At 68.3% G+C, this 23,694-nt stretch carries 21 protein-coding genes; 12 read left to right on the top strand and 9 right to left on the bottom strand.

Annotated elements, in window-relative coordinates; genetic code table 11:
* Positions 1-81: 81 nt before the first annotated feature.
* Entirely contained in the window at positions 82-1,227 is a 1,146-nt protein-coding gene (locus ACFWUR_RS18950; RefSeq protein WP_378908455.1) for a lipase family protein, read from the top strand.
* A 34-nt stretch (positions 1,228-1,261) separates the two neighbouring features.
* The gene (gene rsmA / locus ACFWUR_RS18945) at positions 1,262-2,146 is read left to right on the top strand and encodes a 16S rRNA (adenine(1518)-N(6)/adenine(1519)-N(6))-dimethyltransferase RsmA (RefSeq protein ID WP_378908454.1); all 885 of its coding nucleotides are present in this window, start codon (positions 1,262-1,264) and stop codon (positions 2,144-2,146) included.
* A 414-nt stretch (positions 2,147-2,560) separates the two neighbouring features.
* Here rsmA and ACFWUR_RS18940 read toward each other — a convergent pair whose 3' ends face one another.
* Positions 2,561-2,767 (bottom strand): heavy-metal-associated domain-containing protein, encoded by a 207-nt coding sequence (locus ACFWUR_RS18940; RefSeq protein ID WP_378908452.1) that lies wholly within the window; start codon positions 2,765-2,767, stop codon positions 2,561-2,563.
* Between the two features lie 153 nt (positions 2,768-2,920).
* Here ACFWUR_RS18940 and ACFWUR_RS18935 point away from each other — a divergent pair, with 153 nt between their 5' ends.
* Positions 2,921-3,856 carry a 4-(cytidine 5'-diphospho)-2-C-methyl-D-erythritol kinase gene (locus tag ACFWUR_RS18935; RefSeq protein ID WP_378908451.1) on the top strand — a complete coding sequence of 312 codons (936 nt, stop codon included), beginning with the start codon at positions 2,921-2,923 and terminating at the stop codon, positions 3,854-3,856.
* Positions 3,857-4,063: 207 nt separating this feature from the next.
* Positions 4,064-5,854: an ABC-F family ATP-binding cassette domain-containing protein gene (locus ACFWUR_RS18930; protein ID WP_378908450.1), complete on the top strand. Its 1,791-nt coding sequence runs from the start codon at positions 4,064-4,066 to the stop codon at positions 5,852-5,854.
* Here ACFWUR_RS18930 and ACFWUR_RS18925 read toward each other — a convergent pair.
* Complete coding sequence (locus tag ACFWUR_RS18925) at positions 5,851-6,687, bottom strand: Abi-alpha family protein (protein ID WP_378908448.1); 837 nt, start codon at positions 6,685-6,687, stop codon at positions 5,851-5,853. The genes ACFWUR_RS18930 and ACFWUR_RS18925 overlap by 4 nt on opposite strands.
* Complete coding sequence (locus tag ACFWUR_RS18920) at positions 6,678-7,892, bottom strand: DUF445 domain-containing protein (protein WP_378908447.1); 1,215 nt, start codon at positions 7,890-7,892, stop codon at positions 6,678-6,680. Before ACFWUR_RS18920 ends, ACFWUR_RS18925 begins: the two co-directional genes overlap by 10 nt.
* A gap of 402 nt (positions 7,893-8,294) precedes the next feature.
* Here ACFWUR_RS18920 and ACFWUR_RS18915 point away from each other — a divergent pair, with 402 nt between their 5' ends.
* Both ACFWUR_RS18915 and ACFWUR_RS18910 read left to right on the top strand, forming a co-directional pair.
* Positions 8,295-9,167 (top strand): Abi-alpha family protein, encoded by an 873-nt coding sequence (locus ACFWUR_RS18915; protein WP_378908446.1) that lies wholly within the window; start codon positions 8,295-8,297, stop codon positions 9,165-9,167.
* 279 nt (positions 9,168-9,446) lie between these two features.
* Positions 9,447-9,971, top strand: a complete 525-nt coding sequence (locus tag ACFWUR_RS18910) for a nuclear transport factor 2 family protein (RefSeq protein WP_378908541.1) — start codon at positions 9,447-9,449, stop codon at positions 9,969-9,971.
* 27 nt (positions 9,972-9,998) lie between these two features.
* Here ACFWUR_RS18910 and ACFWUR_RS18905 read toward each other — a convergent pair whose 3' ends face one another.
* Entirely contained in the window at positions 9,999-11,639 is a 1,641-nt protein-coding gene (locus tag ACFWUR_RS18905; RefSeq protein ID WP_378908445.1) for a peptide chain release factor 3, read from the bottom strand.
* A gap of 416 nt (positions 11,640-12,055) precedes the next feature.
* On the opposite strand from ACFWUR_RS18905, the gene ACFWUR_RS18900 reads away from it, so the two are divergent.
* Together ACFWUR_RS18900 and pth are read left to right on the top strand one after the other, a co-directional pair.
* Entirely contained in the window at positions 12,056-12,676 is a 621-nt protein-coding gene (locus ACFWUR_RS18900) for a 50S ribosomal protein L25/general stress protein Ctc (RefSeq protein ID WP_378908443.1), read from the top strand.
* Positions 12,677-12,699: 23 nt separating this feature from the next.
* Positions 12,700-13,278: an aminoacyl-tRNA hydrolase gene (pth, locus tag ACFWUR_RS18895; protein WP_062984789.1), complete on the top strand. Its 579-nt coding sequence runs from the start codon at positions 12,700-12,702 to the stop codon at positions 13,276-13,278.
* A 176-nt stretch (positions 13,279-13,454) separates the two neighbouring features.
* On the opposite strand, the gene ACFWUR_RS18890 is transcribed toward pth, so the two are convergent.
* Both ACFWUR_RS18890 and ACFWUR_RS18885 read right to left on the bottom strand, forming a co-directional pair.
* Complete coding sequence (locus tag ACFWUR_RS18890) at positions 13,455-15,098, bottom strand: fatty acyl-AMP ligase (protein WP_378908441.1); 1,644 nt, start codon at positions 15,096-15,098, stop codon at positions 13,455-13,457.
* Between the two features lie 449 nt (positions 15,099-15,547).
* Positions 15,548-16,726 carry an aminotransferase class V-fold PLP-dependent enzyme gene (locus tag ACFWUR_RS18885; RefSeq protein WP_378908440.1) on the bottom strand — a complete coding sequence of 393 codons (1,179 nt, stop codon included), beginning with the start codon at positions 16,724-16,726 and terminating at the stop codon, positions 15,548-15,550.
* Between the two features lie 122 nt (positions 16,727-16,848).
* On the opposite strand from ACFWUR_RS18885, the gene egtA reads away from it, so the two are divergent.
* The 4 genes from egtA (at position 16,849) to egtD (ending at position 21,671) form a co-directional block, all read left to right on the top strand.
* A complete protein-coding gene (gene egtA / locus ACFWUR_RS18880) occupies positions 16,849-18,138 on the top strand; it encodes an ergothioneine biosynthesis glutamate--cysteine ligase EgtA (RefSeq protein WP_378908438.1) in 1,290 nt (429 codons plus the stop codon).
* A gap of 181 nt (positions 18,139-18,319) precedes the next feature.
* Positions 18,320-19,654, top strand: a complete 1,335-nt coding sequence (gene egtB / locus ACFWUR_RS18875; RefSeq protein WP_378908437.1) for an ergothioneine biosynthesis protein EgtB — start codon at positions 18,320-18,322, stop codon at positions 19,652-19,654.
* The gene (locus ACFWUR_RS18870; protein WP_378908436.1) at positions 19,654-20,703 is read left to right on the top strand and encodes a class II glutamine amidotransferase; all 1,050 of its coding nucleotides are present in this window, start codon (positions 19,654-19,656) and stop codon (positions 20,701-20,703) included. Before egtB ends, ACFWUR_RS18870 begins: the two co-directional genes overlap by 1 nt.
* Positions 20,700-21,671, top strand: a complete 972-nt coding sequence (egtD, locus tag ACFWUR_RS18865) for an L-histidine N(alpha)-methyltransferase (RefSeq protein WP_378908434.1) — start codon at positions 20,700-20,702, stop codon at positions 21,669-21,671. The genes ACFWUR_RS18870 and egtD overlap by 4 nt, the downstream gene beginning before the upstream one ends.
* Before the next feature lie 89 nt (positions 21,672-21,760).
* Here the strand turns inward: egtD and ACFWUR_RS18860 are convergent, their stop codons facing one another.
* From ACFWUR_RS18860 to ACFWUR_RS18850, 3 genes are all read right to left on the bottom strand, one after another.
* Entirely contained in the window at positions 21,761-22,135 is a 375-nt protein-coding gene (locus ACFWUR_RS18860) for a hypothetical protein (RefSeq protein WP_378908433.1), read from the bottom strand.
* Between the two features lie 64 nt (positions 22,136-22,199).
* The gene (locus tag ACFWUR_RS18855; RefSeq protein WP_378908431.1) at positions 22,200-22,865 is read right to left on the bottom strand and encodes a DUF2461 domain-containing protein; all 666 of its coding nucleotides are present in this window, start codon (positions 22,863-22,865) and stop codon (positions 22,200-22,202) included.
* A 64-nt stretch (positions 22,866-22,929) separates the two neighbouring features.
* A complete protein-coding gene (locus tag ACFWUR_RS18850) occupies positions 22,930-23,553 on the bottom strand; it encodes a hypothetical protein (RefSeq protein ID WP_378908430.1) in 624 nt (207 codons plus the stop codon).
* Positions 23,554-23,694 lie beyond the last annotated feature (141 nt).

Raw genomic sequence — 23,694 nt, 5'->3', positions numbered from 1 at the left:
TTCTCTGTCATTCGAGGCCGGGGCTCCGCTCGATCTGTACACTCGCCCAAGATCTTGATGGCCTGGTAGAGAGACTGAATTGTGCTGAAGGACCCGGTTCGGGCGACCGTTGTCGCCGCGCTGTCCGCGAGCGCCGTCGTGGCTGCCGGCTTCACCCCGGCGGTGGCCGAAGCGCCCGGTGCGCTCATCTCGGCGCAGACCGAACCGGCGGGTTGGCACGGGCTCGCTCGGGGCTCGTCGGTGGAGTACTGGATGACCGATTCGGCCGGCGTTCAGCGCCCGGCAAGCGGTGCGATGTTCCTGCCCGACGGTGACGCTCCCGCCGGCGGCTGGCCGATCCTGGCCTACAACCACGGCACCTCGGGCTCCGGCCCGGGTTGCGGCGGTCAGGCCGACCCGGAGCTCGCGCCGCTGCCGCTGCACCGCGCCGCCGAGGACGGGCTGATCAAGCGGTTCGTCGACCAGGGCTTCGCCGTGGTCACCCCCGACTACCTCGGCCTCGGCCGTTTCGACACCGGCCCACACCCGTACCTCGAGGTGCGCAGCGAGGCGACCGCGACGATCGATCTGGTCCGCGCGGCCCGTGCCGCCAGCCCCGAACTGTCGCGGACCTGGAGTGTCGCCGGCACCTCCCAGGGCGGCCACGCGGCGCTGAGCGCAGCGCACGTACAGGCCGAATATGCCCCCGAGCTGGACTTCCGTGGTACCGCGGCTATCGACGCGGCCTCGGACGTGGAGAAGATCCTGCTGTTCCTCGGCCCGGACGTCCCGTCGCTGCCCGGCTCCACGTCGTTCGTCGTCAGCATTCTGGCCGGGCTGCGCGCCACCCACCCGGAACTCGACGTGGACTCCTATCTGACGGCGCGCGGCAAGGCGCTCGTCGACGACGCGGGCACCCAGTGCCTGGACGAGATCCTCGCCGCGACCAAGGGCGTGACCTCGGCCGATTTCCTGGCGCGTTCGCTCGCTCCGCTGCGCGAACCGCTCGCCGCGTACATGATGCTGCCGACCAGCGGCTACGACGCCCCGATCCTGCTGACGATGAACGTCACCGACACGGTCGTGCCGTCACCGCTGCACGCGGCGCTGGTCGCCCAACTCGCGGCCAACGGCGTCGACCAGCAGGTGGTCACCGGCACCGGCCAGCACGGCTCGGTCTCGCCCGAGCAGCTCGCCGCCATCGACGGTTTCCTCGCGCGGGTCAACCTCGCCCCGACACAGCGCTGAGCTGCCCTATCGGTGAGGTTGGTAAGTTCTAGCGGTGTCCGAACCCGAGAATTCCGCCCGAGGTAGCCGTGCCGCACTGCTCGGTCCCGCCGAGGTGCGGACCCTGGCCGAGCGTTTCGGCGTCCGACCCACCAAGCAGCTCGGACAGAACTTCGTGCACGACGGCAACACCGTGCGTCGCATCGTGTCCGCGGCCGGCGTCGGTGCGGGCGACATCGTGCTCGAGGTCGGTCCGGGTCTCGGCTCACTGACGCTGGCGCTGCTCGATGTGGTCGACCAGGTGGTCGCCGTCGAAATCGACCCCGTGCTCGCCAACTATCTGCCCGAGACCATCGCCGATCGCGCACCGGGCCTCGTCGAGCACCTGCGCGTGGTGGAGGCCGACGCGCTGCGGGTGCGCCCGGAGCAGCTGCCCGCGGTGCCGACCGCGCTGGTGGCGAACCTGCCCTACAACGTGGCGGTGCCCGTGCTGTTGCATCTGCTCGCCACGTTGCCGAGCATCATGGTGTCGCTGGTGATGGTCCAGGCCGAAGTCGCCGACCGGCTCGCCGCCGAGCCCGGCAATCGGGTGTACGGGGTGCCCAGTGTCAAAGCGGGCTTCTTCGGCAAGGTCAAGCGGGCAGGCGCCGTGGGGACGCAGGTCTTCTGGCCGGTGCCCCGCGTCGAATCGGGCCTGGTGCGGATCGACCGCTATGTCGAACCGCCGTGGCCGATGGACGAGGCGCATCGCCGACGGGTGTTCGAGGTGATCGACGCGGCGTTCGCGCAGCGGCGAAAGACGTTGCGGGCCGCGCTGTCCGGGTGGGCGGGCTCGCCGGCGGAGGCCGAGCGCCGGCTCGTCGCCGCCGGCATCGATCCGACGGCCCGGGGCGAGACCCTGGAGACCGCGGCGTTCGTCCGCTTGGCGGCCACGACCTGATCGGCGCAGGAGTTGCTCGGTCGCGCACGGCAGGCGACGAACGCGCGATTCGCCCGGCTCGACGAAACGTGGGCTCCCGCACAGGAACCCGCAGTACACCGGCTGTTCACCGGCGTGGGCTGCGGGCTCCTGTGAAAGCAATTGTGGACAACCGGTTTTCGCGGTGCGCGTACTTGATCATGGTCCGGGGTCAGCGCTGCCGGTCGACCCCGGAAATGCGCGTCCCATCACGCCTGGGGACGGTTGTGGATGACATTGTGGATGACTTTTCGTGCAGCCCAGGTGGGTGAACCGCCGGTGAACGCGGGCGTGCCATCCTCACTTGCCGGGGTGGTCGAGCGGGATCGGTCCGCTGTTCGAGCCGCGCTCTGCGCTGGGCGAGTGGGACGGGGGCTCGCCCAGCGGGGAGTGGAGTCAGGCGCTCAGCGCGTAACCCGCTTCGTCGACCGCGGCGGCCACCTCGGAATCGGCCAGTTCGCCCGCGCTGTCGACTCGAACCCGACCGCTGGCGAGGTCGACATCCACGCTGGTGACGCCGTCGATCTTGCCGATCTCCTGCTTGACCGAGCTCACGCAATGTCCGCAGGTCATCCCCGTGACGGTGTAGGTGGTGGTGGCCATGGCCGGCTCCTTCGCTCTTCGAACATACGGTCCAGGGGTATATCCCCGACAGGAACGAACATACCCCCCATGGGTACTGTTCGCAACCCCGTGTCCGCGTAGTGAGCGTTCGACGTGCGTACTCGTCGGTGGAACCCATTACGCTTGGTGATCGTGCTGTCAGTTGTGCCCAGCCCGGTCGTCGTAAGAGCTCCGTCGAAGGTGAACCTGCATCTCGGAGTCGCTGATCTGCGTCCGGACGGTTACCACGACCTCACCACCGTCTTCCAGGCATTGTCCCTCGCCGACGACCTCCGATTGGCGCCGTCGGCCTCGCTCGCCGTGCGGGTCAGCGGCGAAGGCGCCGCCGAGGTGCCCACCGACCGGACCAACCTGGTCTGGAAGGCCGCGGTCCGGCTGGCGCATCTGGCCGGGCGCGCGCCGCTGGTCGAGATCTCCATCACCAAGGGCATCCCCGTGGCCGGCGGTATGGCCGGCGGCAGTGCCGACGCGGCCGCGGCCCTGGTCGGGCTCAACGAGCTGTGGGACCTGGGCCTGACCCGTGAGGAACTGTCCACGATCGCCGCCGAACTCGGCAGCGACGTGCCGTTCTCCCTGCACGGCGGCACCGCCCTCGGCACCGGTCGCGGCGAACGCCTGCTCCCGGTGCTGTCGCGCAACACCTTTCACTGGGTCCTCGCACTGGCCAAGGAGGGCCTGTCCACCCCCTCGGTGTTCCGCGAACTCGACCGCTTGCGCGCCGAGGGCGACCCGCCGCGCCTCGGCGACCCCCAGAAACTCATGCAGGCGCTGGCCGCGGGCGACCCGCACACTCTCGCCCCGCTGCTCGGCAACGACCTCCAGGCCGCGGCCCTCTCACTGAAACCGGAACTGCGCCGCACCCTGCGCGCGGGCGTCGGCGCGGGCGCCCTGGCCGGGCTGGTCTCGGGCTCCGGTCCCACCTGCGCATTCCTGTGCGAGTCCGAGGAAGCCGCGATCGGCGTCGCCGCCGAACTGGCAGGCGCGGGCGTGTGCCGCAGCGTGCGCACGGCCAGCGGCCCGGTTCCGGGCGCGCGGGTGCTCGACACCGAGGCGCAGTCCAACCGCTGAACCACCACCTGATCCTGGCCGCAGCGGCGCGGGCGGAGCAGCCAGGGGCCGGTCCTCTATGATCGGAATCAACAGATTTCGTATGGACATGGGTAACTCGCCGGGGACGGGCCAACTGATCCAGCAATCCAACGTAGGCCGCCGACGCACGCCTCCCCGCGCCTGAGTCTGGCCCAAAGTCGCGGGGAGGCGGAACAGGCTACACCTATGTCCAACCTGATCAACCTGGAACAGGTCTCCAAGAGCTTCGGCGTCAAGCCGCTGCTGGATGACGTCTCCCTCGGAATTCACGCGGGGGAACGGATCGGGGTGGTGGGACTCAACGGTGGCGGTAAGACCACGCTGCTCGAGGTCCTGACCGGGTTGGAACCGCCCGACAAGGGTCGGGTGAGCCGGGTCGGTGGGCTGCGGATGGCCGTGGTCACCCAGCGCGGCGTGCTGCCCGAGGGCGCGAGCATCGGGTCGATCGTGTTCGCCGGGCTGTCCGACGACCTGTCGACCGTCGACATCGCCGACCACCAGTGGGCCGCCGACTCGCGCGTGCGCTCGATCCTCGAGGGCATCGGCATCGCCGACCTCGGCCTGGACACCCTCGTCACGAACCTCTCCGGTGGCGAACGCCGCCGGGTCGCCCTGGCGGCCGCCCTGGTGCGCGACCTGGACCTGCTCGTCCTCGACGAGCCGACCAACCACCTCGACATCGAGGGTGTGCAGTGGCTGGCCGAACATCTGGTCGCCCGGCGCACCGCGCTCGTCGTCGTCACCCACGATCGCTGGTTCCTCGACACCGTCGCCAACCGCACCTGGGAGGTCGTCGGCGGCAAGGTGGAGACCTACGAGGGCGGCTACGGCGACTGGATCTTCGCGCGCGCCGAACGCTCACGCCAGGCCGACGCCTCGGAATCGCGTCGCGCCAACCTGGCCCGCAAGGAATTGGCCTGGCTGCGCCGCGGCGCCAAGGCCCGCACCTCCAAGCCGCGCTACCGAGTGGAGGCCGCCGAGGCGCTGATCGCCGATGTGCCCGCGCCGCGCGACTCGGTCTCGCTGGCAGCCTTCGCCCGCAAGCGCCTTGGCCGCGTGGTGATCGAACTCGAGGACGCCTCCCTCACCACCCCCGACGGTCGGGTGCTGGTCGACGACCTCACCTGGCGGCTCGCGCCGGGCGAGCGGGTCGGCCTGGTCGGCGTCAACGGGTCGGGCAAGACCACGCTGCTGCGCGCGCTGGCCGGGGAGACCGAGCCGGCCAAGGGCAAACGGATCCAGGGCCAGACCGTGCAGATCGGCTGGCTGCGCCAGGAACTCGACGACCTGCCCACCGATATGCGGGTGCTCGAGGCCGTCCAGCAGGTCGCGCAGCGAATCATGCTCGGCGACAAGGAGATCTCGGCCGGTCAGCTCGCCGAACGACTCGGTTTCGCCCCGGCTCGCCAGCGCACCCCGGTCGGCGACCTCTCCGGTGGTGAGCGCCGTCGCCTGCAACTGACCCGCATCCTGATGGCCGAACCGAACGTCCTGCTGCTCGACGAGCCGACCAACGACCTCGACATCGACACCCTGCAGCAGCTCGAAGACCTGCTCGACAACTGGGCGGGCACGCTGGTGGTCATCAGCCACGACCGCTACCTCGTCGAGCGCATCTGCGACTCCACCTGGGCACTGTTCGGTGACGGCAAGCTCACCAACCTGCCCGGCGGCATCGATTCCTACCTCGCCAAGCGCGCCGCCATGGCGGGTAATGCCAAGCCGCTCACCGCGAAGACCGGTGGCAACTCCACGGATTCGTCCGACCGTCGCGCGGCCCGCAAGGAGCTGTCGAAGGTCGAACGCAGCATCGCCAAGCTCGACGAGCGCGAACAGAAACTGCACGCCGCCCTGGCCGACGCCGCGACGGATCCCGACAAGCTGGTGAAGCTCGGCACCGAGCTGAAGGCTGTCGTGGCCGACAAGGAAGCGGCCGAAGAACGGTGGATGGAACTGGCCGAGCTCGGGGAGAGCTAAGTCGCGCTCTCGCGCCCGTCGCCGATCACGACCGGTAAACACGTCTGGACGAAGTCGGCGCCGAACTCGGTGAGCAGGATGCTGCGATAGCTCACCTTCGTGCCGAAACCGGGGCGCTTCAACGCTTCCCGCACCTGCTCCTGGGCCTCGATGACCTGGTAGCGGTGCGGGTTGCCGACAGGGTCACGGGTGGACTCGATGAGCCCGAGCCTGCGCAGGTTGGGCAGGTATTGCGGGACCCGGTTCGGAAACCGCAGGCCCGCATGGTCACCCAGCATGGTGAGTCCGCTGATCAACCGCTCGCCGCCGAACGCCCGCTGACGCCCGGTGCGCACATCGATGGCGGGCTGCGGTCCGTCGATGTGCAGGAATCGCAGGATCCGGGCCTCGTCGGGGGTGATCTCGGCGAGGATGCCGGGATAGGCCGGATGGGTGTCGGGCGGCGCGGCGTGGGTGCTGGCGGACAGGCGAAGCAGCTCGGCGCCCTGTTCGCGCAGGGTGGGCGTGCCGTCGTCGCCGCGGTGATCGGCGCCGGTGGGCAGGCCGAGCGCGTGTCGAAGCCGGTCACGCACTTCGGTTTCCGCTTCCGCGAGCACCTCGTTGGGTGGGGTGCCCGCCATGCTGCCGCGCACCACCGTGACGGTCACCCCGAGCGCGGTGTCCAGCGTCCACAGCGTCATTCCGGAGGCCGCGGTCAGCGCGACCCGCGCCACGCCGGTCGCTGCTCGCACCGTGCGTGCCGGTGAGACGGGCAGCAGGCCACCACGCTTGTCGAGCGGCGGTACCGATCGTCGCACCATGTCGGTGGACGAGGTCCCGTCGTCTACATCCATGTCGTCGCTACTCCTGTTCCGAAGACCAGTATGTGAGCGTATCCGGCAAGCAGCCCCAGCGCGCCGCCATGGACAAAAAGTAACCATTCGTCCTGTTTGATCGCCGAGCGCAGCATGTCGACGAAGTCGTGGGGCGACAGTGCCGACATCTGCCGGGCGATGTATTCGTTGACCTGTCTGCCCTGCTGGACATTGAACGCGGGGTCGGCGAACGCCATCGGCGCGATCGTCATGGCCTGCGCGGTGAGAGTTGTTTGCAGCGAGTCGTATTCGCGGCTGCCGAGCATGAATTTCACCGCGGGCCGCGCGGGGCCGAGCGCACGGTCGGCGGCGGGCCGCAGGGTGTCCTCGAGCATCTGCAGGGTGCGGTCCGAGCGCGGACCGTTGAGCAGTTCGTCGCCGATATTGGCCACCGTGACGACCTCGGTGGACACCAATGCGGCGTACCCCGCGGTGATTTCGGGCTGGCGCTTGATCAGCAGGCCCTGCCGCCACGGGCACCACCACTTCGGGGTGGCGGGCGCGAAGATCATATTGATGCCGACCCAGTTCACCACCCAGCCGATGATGATCCCGCCCACGGGCAGCACGACCAGCGGTGACAACCCGGTGGTGTGCAACGTCAGGACCAGCAGCAACCCGCAGGGCGCGCCGAAGTAGAAGCCGAAGTTCTGCATGAACCGCAGTTCCTTGGCGCCGAGCACCTGGAACAGCTGGTTGAGCAATTGCGGTCGAGCCTGGAAGTAGCGGATCACCATCTGCTTCACATCGAGCAGCTGATCGATATTGGCGCCCAGCTCCATGGTGAGGTCGCGCAGGATCTCGGGCAGTTGCGAGCGCACCCGCTGATGAATCATCTCCCGGACCGGAACGGGCAGGTTGTACCAGAGCTGCGGGTGTTCGCGGCGCAGGATCACCTCGACGATGTCGCGGATCTGCGCGTCGGCCACCTCGGCCAGATGTTCGGCCAGTTTCTCCGGGTCGAGCTCGCGATAGAAGTCGGCGACGCTGCCCAGCTTGGACAGCCCCTTGTCGACCGCGATGCTGGCCATCTTGTCGGCACGCGAGGGCACGATGCCCTGCCAGCCGATACGCCCGTCGTAGCTGAGCAGCGGCAACACCTGGATCCGCTTGGGTAGGTAGGGGAAGACCGCCCGCAGGCCCGGCAGCCGGAAACCGTGGAATTTAATCGGCTGGAACAGCATGAGAATGCCGGACCAGTTCGTTATGTAACCGATAATTCCTGTGAAAAGAGGAATGGTCAGAATTTCCAGCAGGAGTGTCGGGTGTAACCCGAACACACTCTCCAACACGACACGCCCTCCTGCCGATACCCGGTGACCACCGCCTCACCGAGAACCAAAATTTATCACCCCCGCGGCGAGGTGACCCTACTGTGAGATGAGGAACTGGGTCCATTCGTCGTGGTTCAGGCCACAGGGTAGTGTCTGAGACATCAGTCACAGAACCTGTCGCGAATGTCGTACTCACCCTTGCTAGTCGGAACAATGACCACCACCACACTTCGTGACCGGCCACAACCGTTGCGCACAGGGGGCGCGCGGGTGGGGGAGGGCTGTTCACATGGCGAGACTTCGGAGTAGGACGTGACAGACGACAGGACCGGACAGGACCTGGCCCGTGCCGGTACCCGCGCCGTCGAGCGCAGCTCGGATGTCGAGCAGCGACAGATCAGCAATGAAGCACGGTTGATCCGAGGCGTTTTCCGCGCCGCCGGATTGGCCGCCGGTACGGCGGTGCGCGGCAGCCAGTGGGCTGTCGGCACCACCTATGAGGTCACCAAGGAACTCGCACAGGCAGCACTGGACGGCGAATCCTCCGCCGACATCGCCGAGCGCACCGGCAATGCCCTGCGCTCCATCGCGCGCAGCGCGCTCGGCGTCACCGAGGGGTCGGTGCGCGAGATCGTCAGCTACGTGCCGACGCCGAACGGGTCGTCGCAGGCGGCCGTCACCGTCGGCCCGTACCTGCGCTCGGCTACCACCGACGAACTGCGGCGACGCGGCGACGCACTGCTGGCCCGCTCGGCCGACGTGTATTTCACCGAAGAGGTGCACCCGGCCTACGACCGCATCCTCGACGAGGTCGCGCCCGACGAGGCCCGCATTCTGCGGTTCATGGCCCTCAACGGTCCGCAACCCTCGGTCGACGTGCGCACCAACCGCCCGCTCGGCATCGGCTCGGAGCTGGTGCAAGGTGATCTGACCTCGGTTCCCGAACAGGCGGGTGTGCGCTACCCGGACCGCTCCCGGTCCTATCTGATCAACCTCAATCGGCTCGGCCTCACCCTCACCTCCGACGATCCGGTCGTGCTGAGCCGGTACATGGTGCTGGAAGTGCAGCCCGTGGTGGAGCAGGCGCTCAAGAAGGCGGGCCGCGCGCCCAAGATCGTGCGCAAGAGCCTTCGGCTCTCGGAATTCGGCGAGGATTTCTGCCGCACCTGCTTCACCATCGGGTAGCCCAGACACCCCGGTTCGTCGGCGCCGGAGGTCACACTCCGGTGTCGGCAGTGATAGCGATCTGATACAGAACGGGCGATAAGCCACTTCTGGTGGGATCGTGGAGGGATGGAGCAGGGCCCGGAAACGCCGAACGTGCACGTCGACGAACCTGTCGCGGCCGTGTGGACCGGCCCTGTGCCGTTGCTGCCCGATGCCGACGAGCCGTTGGTCGCCGGGTCGGACTCGCGGGAGGCATGGATGACGTCACCGCCGTCGGACGACGAACAGCCCGCACCGATCGAGCGCCCGCCGGATCACCCCGACGACCTCATCGCCATCAGCAGGCTGAAGTACCGCTACCTACGCAGTCTCGACACCAAGTCGTGGGACGAGTTCGCCGACACGCTGATCCCCGAGGCCACCGCCACCTACAGCGAGTACCTGCAGTTCGAGTCGCGCGAGGCCTTCTTGGCCTTCCTGCGCAATACCCTCGGACCGCACGTGATCACCGAGCATCGCTGCGACCATCCCGAGATCGATATCGACGGCGACACCGCCGCCGGCACCTGGTACCTGGCTGACACGGTGATCATCCCCGAACACAACATGTGCCTGCGCGGCGCCGCCTTCTACACCGACAGCTATGTGCGCTGCGACGACGGGCACTGGCGCATCTCACACACCGGGTACGAGCGCACCTACGAGGTGGTGCTCTCGCTCAGCGATCTGCCCAGCCTGCGTCTCACTGCGAGCCGCTGGGGAATGATCGCGCAGGAGAACCACATCTCCTCGGTGGAACGCAATCCCGGACCGGCCGCCTGAGCCTGCCCGACCCAGACAGCGCCCGCGTCAGTCCGCGGTCGCGACCAGCGGTTCCAGCGTGAGCTTCGGGTGTTCCTTCTCGATGTACTGCAGCCGCCACTTGTCGCTGAACAGCGCCAGAATCGCGCCGTCGGTGCGGGTGAACACCTCGACGCCGCGCTGACGATCCAGCTCGGGCGCCGATTCCGCGTCAGTGCGTCGAGCCAGCGTGAAGGGCAGGAAGTCGAGCTGGGTCTCCACGTTGAACTCGCCCTGCATCCGCGCGGTGACCACCTCGAACTGCATCGGACCGACCGCGGCGAGCACCGGGGTGGCGTCACCGCGGGCGTCGTTGCGCAGCACCTGCACCACGCCCTCGGAATCGAGTTGGTCGATGGCCTTGCGGAACTGCTTGTACTTGCCCGCGCTCTGCGCGCGCAGCGTCGCGAAGTGCTCGGGGGCGAAGCTCGGAATCGGTGGGTACTCCACCTTCTTCTCGACGAACAGCGTGTGGCCCGGCGCGAGCGCGGTGGCGTTGACCAAGCCGACCACATCGCCGGGATAGGCGGTGTCGACCGTGGTGCGCTCGCGGCCGAAGACCGTCAGCGCGTACTTGGTGGCGAACGGGCGACCGGTCTGCGCGTGGGTCACCACCATGCCGCGCTCGAATTCGCCGGACACGATCCGCATGAACGCCAGCCGGTCGCGGTGGGCGGTATCCATTCCCGCCTGCACCTTGAACACCACCGCGCTGAACGGGTCACCGGTCGTGCGCTCCTTGCCGGTCACGTCCGCCCGGGAGCCGGGCGCGGGCGCCAGCTCCACCAGCGTCTCGAGCAGCTGGCGCACACCGAAATTCAGCATCGCCGAGGCGTAGATCACCGGCGAGGTCTGGCCGGCCAGGAACATCTCCTGGTCGTGATCCTGCCCGGTCGCCGAGAGCAGTTCGCTCTCCTCGGCCGCGGTCGTCCACGCTTCGCCTTCGCGTGCGAGAGCCTGGTCGGAGCTCAGATATTCCTCGGGTGCGATGGTCGCGCCGCCGGCGGTGCGGGTGAAGTGGATGTACTCGCTCGCCTCACCCTCGGGCCCACGGCGCAGCAGGCCGCGGAAATCACCCGCGATGCCGACCGGCAGGAACAGGGGAGTGGGCGTGAGGCCGATCCGCTCGCTGATCTCGTCGAGCAGTTCCAGCGGAGCCTGACCCGGCCGGTCCCACTTGTTGATCACGGTGATCACCGGGATGCCGCGATGGCGGCACACCTGGAACAGCTTCAATGTCTGCGGTTCGAGGCCTTTGGCCGCGTCGATCAGCATCACCGCGGCGTCGACGGCGGTGAGCACCCGGTAGGTGTCCTCGGAGAAATCGGAGTGGCCGGGGGTGTCGACCAAATTGATCACATTGTCGACATCGGAGCCCGCCGCGCGGTAATTGAACTGCAGCGCGGTCGAACTCACGGAGATTCCGCGCGCCTTCTCCATTTCCATCCAGTCCGACACCGTCGACTTGCGACCGGCCTTACCGTGGATCGCACCCGCCTCGGAGATCATCCTGGCGTGCAGGGCCAGCGCTTCGGTGAGCGTCGACTTACCCGCGTCGGGGTGCGAGATCACGGCGAACGTGCGGCGACGGGCCACCTCGGCGGGCAGCCCGCGTGGGGTGGGAGCGACGCCTTCTCCGGACTCGGTCAACGGTCGAACCTTTCGCAGTGGTCGGCAACCTATCTACAGTATTGGAGCGCTGGCGCGCTCGAGTTCGCGCCCCCGGCGGTCCCGTCGATCAGGCACCGTTGCTTGCTCCTTCGTCGCCTACGCAACAGCACCTGATCGACGGGACGGGCGCGAACCGCCGACTGCGTCGGCGATCCCTCCTCGAGGTCGGGATGTGCGGGTCGGTGTGCGGTCACATGGCGGTTTCAGGGTGCGATTGCCGATGCGGTATGGTTGGCGGGTTGTCTCGGCGAGGGTGAGTGCCCGTTTGGTGCGCACACCGTGATCGACGCGGCTCGGCTGAGTTGTTTGGGCCGTCCTCGTTCGTTCTTCGTCCGACGAGTAGACCTTGGCCCCGTAGTTGGGTCACCCATGACCAGCCGTAGGAGCTCATTCGTATGTCCGACGCCAATCTGATCGAAGCCGCCGTCCGCACCGAATTCGGTAAGGGCGCCGCTCGCCGTACCCGTCGCGACGGCAACGTGCCCGCCGTGCTGTACGGCCACCACGCCGAGCCGCAGCACCTGTCGCTGAACGCCAAGGCGTTCGCCGCGATCCTGCGCCTGCACGGCACCAACGCCATCCTGAACCTGCAGATCGACGGCAAGCCGCAGCTGGCGATGACCAAGTCGGTCGTCGTCCACCCGATCCGTCGCTACATCGAGCACGCCGACCTGCTGATCGTCAAGCGTGGCGAGCGCGTCACCACCGACGTCAACGTCGTCGTCGTCGGCGATGCCACCTCCGGCGCCCTGATCACCCAGGAACTCAACACCCTGTCGATCGAGGCCGACGCGATGAACCTGCCCGAGTCCATCGAGGTCTCGGTCGAGGGCATCGCGCCGGGCACCCAGATCCTGGCCGGCAGCATCGCGCTGCCCGAGGGCGTCACCCTGGCCGGTGACCCGGAGGCGCTGATCGTCAACGTGATCGAAGCCCCGTCCGCCTCGCAGATGGACGACGAGGGCGAAGGCGCCGCCGACGCCGCGACCGCGGAGACCGCTCCCGAGTCCGAGTAAGACTGCGCACTACGATTCGGGCAATGACCGAATCTTCCGGGCCCGCGCTCGTAGTCGGACTGGGTAACCCCGGCCCCGAGTACGAGCGCACCCGCCACAATGTGGGCTTCCTGGTCGCCGATGTGCTCGCCGAGCGCATCGGCGGCCGTTTTGCCGTGCACAAGAAGTCCGGCGCCGACCTGCTCCAGGCGCGACTGGACGGCCGCCAGATCCTCCTCGCGAAGCCGCGCACCTACATGAACCTGTCCGGGCGACCGGTCGCCGCGCTGGCGAAGTTCTTCTCGGTACCGGTGGACCAGGTGATCGTGGTCCACGACGAGCTCGACCTGCCGTTCGGAACGCTCAAGCTCAAGCAGGGCGGCGGCGAGGGCGGACACAACGGGTTGCGGTCGATCTCGCAGGCGTTGACCACCAAGGAGTACCTGCGGACCAGGATCGGGATCGGGCGTCCGCCCGGTCGGCAGGATCCGGCCGACTACGTGCTCAAGCCCTTCTCCGCGCCGGAGCGCAAAGAGGTTCCGGTGATCGTGGAGCAGGCCGCCGATGCGGTGGAGCTGCTGCTGAAGGTCGGTCTGGAAGCGGCCCAGAACAACCTGCACTGAGTTTTTGGAGCGCCGGCGCGCTCGAGTTCGCGCCCCGGGCGGTCCCGTCGATCAGGCACCGTTGCTCGCTCCTTCGTCGCCTACGCAACGGCCCTGATCGACGGGACTGCCCGTGTACCGCCGACGTCCTCGGCGATCCCTCCTCGAGGTCGGGATGTGCGGCGCCGGTTGTGGTGTCAGCGCAGGTGCACCGCCGTGGCGGCGCGGCGGAGCTTGCCCGAGGAGGTTTTCGGGAGAGCGCCCGGCCCGAGGACGGCCACGGTGCGGGGGCGCGAGCCCACTTCGGCGAAGACCTCGTGGACGATCTCGCGCTCGATGCGCTTCACCTCGTCGGGGTCCTGGTAGTCGTTGGATTCGACCACCACCGCGAAGCTTTCGCGTTTCTCGCCGGCGTCGAGCCGTACCGCTACCGCGTTGCCGGGGCGGACGCCCGGTACGCGCAGTGCGGCTCGTTCGATGTCGGTGGGGTAGATGTTGCGGCCGCCCATGATGATGACGTCCTTCATGCGCCCGCACACCACCATCAGGCCCTCTTCGGTGAAGTAGCCGAGGTCGCCGGTGTCGAGCCAGCCGTCGGCGTCCTGGGCGGGTCGGAAGCCGTCGACGGTGACGTAGCCCGAAGTGACCGCGGGGCCGCGCAATTCGATGACGCCCACCGAGCGAACCGGCAGCGGCTGACGTTCGGTATCGACGACCCGACCTTCCAGGTCGTCGACCAGATGCCCCAGCGTCGGCAGTCTGCGCGGGGTGCCGTGGTGGCCGTCCTCGGCGATCGGGACGGCTTTGCCGACCGCTTCCAGCAGGTCGGCGTCGATCACGTCGAGGACCTGCCCGTGACCGGGGTCGGGGATCGACACGGCCAGGGTGGTTTCGGCCATGCCGTAGACCGGCGTGAGCGCCATCGGGTTGAGCCCGTACTGTTGTCCCGCCGCCGCGAGGGCGGTCATGGTGTCGGGGTCGACCGGTTCGGCGCCGTTCCACATGTAGCGCACGCTCGACAGATCCAACGTGGCATCCTCGGCCTGGCGCAGCCGCCGCGCGAGCAGGGAGTACGCGAAGTTCGGTGCGGCGGTGACAGTCCCGCGATACTTGTCGATCAGTTCGGCCCACAGCAGCGGCCTGGCCAGGAAGTCCAGCGGCGTCACACACACCACTTCGGCGCCGAATTGCATCGGCACACTGAGGAACCCGACCATGCCCATGTCGTGGAACAGCGGCAGCCAGCTGATCATCACGTCGTCGTCGGTCTGGAATTTGACCCGGTTGAACATCGCGTACGCGTTGACGTAGAAGTTACCGTGGGTTATTCGCACCGCCTTGGGCGATCCGGTCGATCCAGAGGTCAACTGCTGCAACGCGATATCGCCCTCGGTGGTGGGCACCGGGTCGGCGTCCGGGCCGTTGTGCAGGTCCTCGATCCGCACCACGGTGATCCCACGTTCCAATAACACCGGTTCGGCGGCCGCGAACGGCGCACCGAGGACGACGGCCTTCGCCTCGATCATGCGCAGCACCGTTTCGGTGTCGCGCACCCAGACCTCGAGGTCGGTGCGCGGCGTCGGCTGATGCAACATCGTGATCGAAGCGCCACGCATCCAGATCCCCTGGCAGGCGGGGGCGATGTCGACGGGCAGGCCTGCCAGCACGCCGACCGCGTCGCCGTGCCCGATGCCTGCGGCGGCGAGACCGCCCGCCATCCGCCGTGCCTGCCTGTGAATGTCGCCCCAGGTCTGGCGCAGCGGTGTCTCCGGCTCCCCGGTGACCAGCCCCCTGGAGCTGGTCAATGCTGTGCCAAACATTTCGTCGGTGAACCTGCTCAACGTCGGTCTCCCTCTACGCCAACGATCGGTTACGGCCGTGCTTTGCACTCCCTACAGAGAAATCCCGCCCCGCCCCGCGCGTGTTGATCCGGGCTGACACGCCAGCACCCCTGCTGGTCAGCCCTCGACAGCGAAGCTTGCTGCGTAGCGGTTTACCTATGGTCTACCCGATTACGTGGCAATTTCCCGCATCAGCAGATCTGTCGTCGCGCTGACCTGGGCGCGATGAACAGCAGCGGGATAGTGTCGCGCTGGGTGGACGGTGATGCGTACCTTGGTGAAACGCAACAGTTTCCGACCGCGAGGGTTCATGCGATCGGTACCGTCCAGGACCACGAGCACCGCCGGTGCCCCGGTGGCCATGGCAACGCGCTGCGCCCCGGTGCGACCACGATAGACCTGCCATCCCGTGGCCGTGTGCTCTCTGGGCGAATTGCTCCTCGCCGGGTTCAGCGGGTGAGGTCGGCCAGTGTCGCGACGAAGCGGTCGAGGTCTGCCGGGCTGACGAAGTAGTGCGGGGAGGCTCGGAGGACGGCGGGCAGGGCGCGCTCGGACATGTCAAGCAGGGTGGAGCTCGCGCGGCTGACGGTGACGGTGACGGCGTGCTCGACGAGGCGCTCGCGCAGCCGGTCGGGGTCGTGGCCGTCGACGGTGAACGAGACGATGCCACTGTGCTCGGTACCCAGGTCGCGCACGGTCACACCGGGCAGGTCGGGCAGGGTTTCGCGCAGGTGATCGGCGCGGGCGGCGACCGTCGCGTAGACCTCGTCGGGGCCCTGCTCGAGCAGGTAGTCGACGGCGGCGCCGAGGCCGAGGCGGGCGGCGACACCGCATTCCCAGAATTCGAAACGGGACGCGTCGGCGGCGAGCCGGTATTCGCCGGGGCTCACCCACACGGCGCTGTGCAGGTCGAGCCGGGCGGGTTCCATGGTCTGCGCCAGTTCGGCACGGACATAGAGGAATCCGGTGCCGCGAGGTCCGCGCAGCCATTTGCGCCCGGTGCTCGACATGGCGTCGACGCCGAGTTCGGTGACGTCGACGGGCAACTGGCCGATCGACTGGCAGGCGTCGAGCAGGACCAGCGCACCGGCTTCGTGGGCGATCCTGGTGGCTTCGGCGACCGGGTTCACGAGGCCGCCGTTGGACGGTGCGTGCTGCAGCGACACCAGTCGCACGCGCTCGTCGAGCATGGCGGCGAGCGCGTCGGTGTCGAGGCGGCCGGTGTCGTCGCTGGGAATGCGCTCGACCACGGCCCCGGTGTCCTTCGCGCGCTGGAGCGCGGCGATCGCGTTGCTGGCGTAGTCGGCGCCCGAGATGAGGATCCGGTCGCCTGGATTCAGCGGTACCGAGTAGGCGAAATCGGCCCATGACCGGGACGCACTGTCGCTGAGGGCGATGGTGTCGGCGGTGGCGCCGATCAGGGTGGCTATCGAGCTCTTCACCTTCGCGAGGTCGTCGATGCGCTCGTTAGCCGCGCGATAGCCACCGATCTCGGCTTCGCGGTGTAGATGGCCGATCATCGTGTCGACGACGACCTGGGGCGGCAGCGACGATCCGGCGCTGTCGAGGAAGATCTGACCATTGGCAAGTCCTGAGGTGGCGGCTCTGATCGCGGCGAGGTCAAGCATGGCCACGACGATAGCGCCCCGAGCCGTTCCCCATTTCGTCACTTTTCCTGTCGGTGGTCCTCGCTACTCTGGAATGAGCGAAACGCAGGTTCCCCGGCGGCACACAGCACGTGGAGGTTGGTATGGCGGTCACCCTGGAACGTTCGTCGTGGCCTGATTCCGCCACCGACCAGGGCGAACTGTCGTCCAGGGCGGCTGCGGAGGCCTATGTCGGCGGGGTCTGTTTCAAGCTCGGACCACCTGCGCTGATCGGGGCCGAACTGGAATGGCTCACCGCCGGACCCACCGGTTCGCGGCCCTCGCTCGACCAGCTGGCAGCGGCCCTCGGGGCGCACGCGCCCACCTCCATCGCACCCGCCTCGCCCGCGAATCCACTGCCAGGCGGGAGCCTGGTCACCGTCGAACCCGGTGGTCAGATAGAACTCTCCAGCGCACCGTTCGCCGATCCGGCCGCGCTGACACAGCATCTGCGCGCTGATGCGGCCCGTTTGCGGGACCTGCTCGCCGCCCGAGAGATCAGCGTCTTCGCCGCCGCCGCCGATGCGGGCCGTCCCGCCGAGCGCCTGCTCCGCCTACCCCGCTACGCGGCGATGGAACGTCGTTTCGACGGCGTCGGGCCGTTCGGCACCCTGATGATGTGCAATACCGCCGCCACCCAGGTGAGCGTGGACGCGGGCGCCGACCCCGCCGAAGTCCAGGCTCGCTGGACCGCCCTCTACGTCCTCGGCCCCACCTTGATCTCGGCCTTCGCCTGCTCACCGCGCCTGCACGGGGTGCCGCGCGGCGACTGGGCGTCCCAGCGAATGCGCACCTGGCTGCGCCTGGACCCCTCCCGCACGAGACCGCCCGTCGCCGACTGGGCCGACCCGATGACTTCCTACGCCCACTGGGCCCTCGACGTGCCACTGCTGTGCGTGCGCTGCGCCGACGTCGACGCCGACTGGTCGCCGCCTCCCGGCGCCACCTTCGCCGACTGGTTGTCCGGGGCCCTCGACGACGAAGTGGGCCGTCGCCCGACCCTCGTCGACCTGGACTACCACCTGACAACGCTGTTCCCGCCGGTCCGAGCGTCCGGCCACCTCGAGGTTCGTTACCTCGACACCCAACCCGGCGACAGCTGGACCACCCCGATCCACCTGTTCGACGCCCTGCTGTCGACCCCCGCGGTCGTGGCCGAGGCGACCGCGCTCGCCGCGCCGACGGCAGGGGATTGGTTGACCGCCGCGCGGTGTGGACTGTTCGATCCGCAATTGCGCGGCGCCGCGGTCGATGTGCTCGACCTGGCCGCCGCGCACGCGCGAACCCCCGCTGCCGCGAAGGAATTGGCTGCGGCGGCCCGCCGATGTCGGTCGGGTCGCAGTCCGCTCGCCGCGGTCGCCTCGTCGGGCAACGGCTCGGGCAGGTCGCGATGACGTCGCCGATCGTTCGGCTCGGGTCGTCCGTCGCTCATCGCGTTTCCGTCGATGCCGGTCATGCGGCCGCGCGTTCTCGCTGCTCGGCTGTCGGCGTCGCCCGGCGGCCCGACAGCTGTTCGGCCGCCGGTTCGTTTCTGCCCGAAGTCTTTGTAGACCAGTCTGTTTCGGAGCTCATCTCGTGACCCTTTCCGCCCCTGCCGATCACAGCGATCGCGACCGCACCCGCGCCCGGATCGCCGAGGTGCTGATGCGTGCTCGCCGCCGCACCGCCCTGCTCACCGACAGCGTCGACGAAGCCGACCTCGTCGCGCAGCATTCGCCGCTGATGTCGCCGCTGGTCTGGGATCTGGCGCACATCGGGAACCAGGAGGAGTTGTGGTTGGTGCGCGATGTCGGCGGTCGCGATGCCGTGCGGGCCGATATCGACGAGCTCTACGACGCGTTCAAACACGCCAGGTCGAACCGACCCGCGCTGCCGCTGCTCGACCCCGAGCAGGCGCGTGACTACGTCGGGTCTGTGCGCGAAAAGGTGCTGGATGTCCTCGATTCCAGCGATCTGGCCGGTACGCCCCTGGTGGACAACGGTTTCGCCTTCGGAATGATCGCCCAGCACGAACAGCAGCACGACGAGACCATGCTCGCCACCCATCAACTGCGGATCGGCGCCCCGGTGTTGTCGGCCCCGCCCGCGCCCGCCGCCCAGGTGTCGGTCGGCGGGGAAATCGTCATTGCCGCAGGTGAGTTCCTGATGGGTACCTCCGCCGACCCGTGGGCTCTGGACAACGAACGACCTGCCCACCCGGTGCACATCGACGGGTTCGCGATCGATGTCGCCCCGGTGACCAACGAGCAGTACCTGGCGTTCATCGGCGACGGCGGTTACGACCGGCCCGAGCTGTGGTCGGAGCGTGGCTGGGCGCACAGGCAGGAGGCCGGGCTGGTCGCACCGCAATTCTGGGAGCGCGATGGTGACCGGTGGACGCGCACGACGTTCGGCGCCCGCACCCCGCTGCGCCCGAATCAGCCGGTGGTGCATGTGTGTTGGTTCGAGGCCGAAGCGTACGCACGCTGGGCAGGCAAGCGGTTGCCGACCGAGGCCGAATGGGAGAAGGCGGCCCGCTTCGACCCGGAAACCGGTGCGTCCCGGCGCTATCCGTGGGGCGAGGACGAACCGGACGCCCGCACGGCCAATCTCGGCCAGCGACACCTGGAACCCGCCGAGGTCGGCGCCTACCCGGCCGGCGCCTCGGCCACCGGCGTACACCAGCTCATCGGCGATGTCTGGGAATGGTGCTCCTCGGGTTTCGAGGCCTACCCAGGCTTCCGCGCGTTCCCCTACCGCGAATACTCGGAAGTCTTCTTCGGCGGCGACTACCGCATCCTGCGCGGCGGCTCCTTCGGTACCGACGAAGTCGCCTGCCGCGCCACCTTCCGCAACTGGGATCACTCGATCCGTCGACAGATCTTCGCCGGGTTCCGCCTCGCCAGGGACCTGCGCGAGGACGAACGCTGATGTGCCGACACCTCGGTTACGTCGGCCCACCGGTGGGGGTCGGCGAGTTGGTCGTCCGCGGCCCGCACTCGCTCTTCGCCCAGTCCTGGGCGCCTGCCGACATGCGCGCGGGCGGCACCATCAACGCCGACGGATTCGGCGTCGCCTGGTGGCGCCGAGCCGATCTGGGCCCGGGTGGCGGTGCGCGTCGGCCTCGCGTCGGCGGCGCCCGCGATGTGGTGACCCGCTATCGCAACCAAGCCCCCATCTGGACCGATCCGGCCGTAGCCGAGGTCCTCGGCCAACTCGAATCGCGCTCGGTGATCGCCGCCGTCCGTTCGGCGACCGAGGGCATGCCGGTGGAGCGCTCCGCCTGCGCGCCTTTCACCGACGACCACTGGGCCTTCAGCCACAACGGTGTCATCCCCGACTGGCGGGCGACCCTTGTGGCCGTTCTCGACGAGCTCGACGACTTGTTCACCGCCGCAACGTCGCGCGGGGTACCGATCGCCGAATCACCTGGTCGCGGAGCGGAGTTCGGCTCCACCGCACCGGATTCCCACGACGTGCCCGCAGCGGCGCAGGGGGTGGCGGCTTCCGCTGATGCTGTTCTCGGCGACGCCTCTGCTACAGCGACGAGCGAGGTGACGCAATCCTTCGTTCCTACAGCACTATTCGGTTCGCCCGCGGTGCTGTTGGAGGCTGAGGCGCTCACAGACTCCGCCGCGCTGTGGGTGTTGCTGCGGGGCCTACTCGGGGCGATCTCCACCGCGGGCCCGGTCACGTCCGCGGCCGATGCGCTGCAACTGCTGGTCGCTCTGATACTGCGTCATCAGCCGACCGCCCGTCTGAACTTGATGCTGGGAAACGGCATTCAACTGTGGGCTACCACCTGCTGGCATTCGCTGTCGGTCCTCGTCGCCGATGACCACACCGTGCTGTCCTCCGAACCCTACGATGCCGACCCGCGCTGGCGATCCATCGCCGACCGCCAGCTGGTCGTCGCCACGCCCGGCCACTGCATCATCACCGAACTCGAACTCCCCGACACCGAAAGGGTCCGTTCATGACCGCGCCGCTGCTGGACATCCACCTCACCGACGACGATCTCACCGCGGCCTTGCGCACCGACGCCCGCACGGGCCTGACCGCCGACCCGAAATCCTTGCCGCCCAAGTGGTTCTACGATGCGCGCGGCAGCGAACTGTTCGAGCGGATCACCGAGCTCCCCGAGTACTATCCGACCCGCACCGAACGAGCCCTGCTCGAGCGTGTCGTCGGCGAGATCGCCGCGGCGGCACACGCCGAGGTGCTGGTGGAGCTCGGTTCGGGTTCGGCCGCGAAGACCCGTCTGTTGTTGGACGCCCTCACCGCCGAGGGTTCACTGAAAACGTATGTACCGCAGGATGTCTCGGCATCAGCACTGCGCGGCGCGGCCGCCGAGATCGCCGCCGAGTACCCCAACCTGTCCGTGCACGGCGTGGTCAGCGATTTCACCGACACCCTGCACAACCTGCCCCGCGGTGGTCGCCGCATGATCGCCTTCCTCGGTGGCACCATCGGCAACCTGGTCCCCGCCGAGCGCGCCGAGTTCCTGGCAGGCATCAACGAGGTCCTCGAACCCGGCGAACTGCTTTTGCTCGGCGCGGGCCTGGTGATCGATCCCGCGATCCTGGTCCCCGCCTACGACGACGCCGCCGGCGTCACCGCCGAATTCAACCGCAATGTCCTGCACGTCCTCAACAATCGACTCGACGCCGACTTCGTCCCCGAGAAATTCGACCACGTCGCCCTCTGGGACGCCGAGAACGAGTGGATCGAAATGCGCCTACGCGCCACCGAAGCGATGACGGCCACCGTCGCAGGACTCGACCTCACCGTCGATTTCGCCGCGGGCGAGGAAATGCGCACCGAGATCTCCGCCAAATTCCGCCCCGAAACCCTCGCCGCCGAACTGAACGAGGCAGGCTTCACCCCCGCCCACACCTGGACCGACCCCGACAACCGCTTCACCCTGGCCCTGGCCGAACGCCGCTGATCAGGGGGAGCCGCCCGGCTCCCCGCCATCGCGAGCACCCGGGCAGTCGAGACGATCGCGATAGCGTGGGCAGCCGTCGGCGGGCTGGGCTAGAGGTCGAGTTCTTCGGCGAGGTATTCGCCGCTGGTGAGGTTCTCGTCGCCCTCGAGGTCCCTTTCGACGCCTTCCTCACCGTTGACGGCTTCGTCGTCGAACAGGTCGCCATCGATACTGTCCTCGCCGCGCACCCCCATCGCGACTTCCTCGGCGGGCCGTTCGTCCTCCACCAGCGCCTCACGGCGGGCGCCCCGCTCGGTGTACTCCGCGGACATTTCCTCGTTGATGCCGAGGAAGCCGTCGGCTTCGGCTTCGTGATTGCGGATCACGTGGTCGGCGGGCGGGTCCTCCACATAGCGCTCGTACTCGACGATGTCGTCGGCTTGATCGTCATCGCCCATGTCCATGTCCAACGGTTCACGGCTCATGGTTCCAGTATCGGCCTCCGAAGGCTGTCCGTCACGAGCCACGCTAGTGACAGTCGGTTGACGCTTATGGACGTCTGCCTCGGGTGTCCTCGGGGACGCCCGCGAGGACGGCGGCGAACCATTCGACGAGCGGGCGCAGTTCGTTCCACGCGCGGCGGACCTCGGTGGCCGCGGCCGGGGTGGTGAGCCAGTCCGGCGCGCCGAACTCGCGGTGTGCGGTCAGCGACTTGTAGCGGAGCAGGTCGATGCGGGGGTGGTCGGCGGCGTAGCCTCTCGGCTTGGTTTTGAGCTTGTCGCCGCCGAGGGTGAAGCCGGCCGCGGTGGTCGTGGCCAGGATCTTCTCGAGCTCCGCGCCGCGCACCTCGTCGTCGATCGTGGCCCGCAGGACCGCCAATGCCGTGGGTGAGGGCCGGAAGCAGCCGCCCGCCACGAACAACCCCGCCGCCCCGATCTGGACGTACCAGCCGACGCCGGGCCCCATGCCCGCCACCGCGCCCTGATGGGTTTTGTAGGGCAGCTTGTCGGCGGAGAAGCGGACATCACGATAGGGCCGAAAGATCTTGGCCTGTCCGAATTCGGCCGCGAGTTCGGCGGTGAGCGCGGTCATGGGGGCGCGCACGGCCTCGTCGTAGAGGTGTTTGTGCGTGTTCCAGAAGGCTTTCGAGTTGTCGGCCTCGAGGTCTTCGTAGAAGTCGAGTCCGGTGAGCGGGAATCCGGTGAAAGCATCCATCGGCTCGGCGTTTCTCCGTTCTGTTCGGCAGACAGGCTACCGCTCCAGTATCGCCCGCCGCGGTTCAGAGGCTGCCGAGCATCGCGACGAACACGATGACGAGCAGCGCGGCCAGCGCCGCGATCGCACCGTTGACGATCGCGGCCCACTTGCCCATCTCCTCGCCCTTGGCATGCCCGACCAGGCCGAGCGCGATCCCCGTCGGCGCGGTGACCAGCACCGGCAGCCCGCACATCGCCAACCCGCCGAACACCGAAGCCGCGGCGCAACAAAAACTGAAGATCGACCACAGCGGCGTGGTGTCCTTGTACCCGTAACCGGGCTGCGGCGGATACGGCTGATACGGCCCGGCGCCGTACGGCGGTCGAACCGGTGTGGGATAGCCCGGTGCCGGATTGCCGGAAGCGGGATAACCAGCGGCGGGATAACCAGGAGCGGGAAAAACCGGCCCCGGCGGTGGTGGCGGATACGGCGGTAGCTCGACAGCCGGACCGGGATTCGCGATCCCACCCCAAGGCCGCGCGGCGGGCGGCGGCGGATACGGCGCCGCATCGACAGGGGTTACCGGGTTGACGATCCCACCCCACGGTTCCCCGCCCGACCGATCGGCTACCTCCGGGGCATCCTGTACCCGCGGTACACCGTGGTCCTTACCGAGTTCGACCCGCCGCTCCGGCTCAGTCCCCATGCCGCCCCCTGTCACGTCCCGAATTACAGGACCACCATGCACCAAAGACCAGCCGGTGCGCCAATGTCCGAGGACAAGCTCACCGACTGGTCTCGCGAGAACACGGGTTGTTCACCGGGTACGGCCGACCCTCCGCCTCTG

The organism is Nocardia sp. NPDC058633, from assembly GCF_042717045.1.
Taxonomy (GTDB): Bacteria; Actinomycetota; Actinomycetes; order Mycobacteriales; family Mycobacteriaceae; genus Nocardia.
This window is presented reverse-complemented; position numbering and strand designations above follow the sequence as displayed.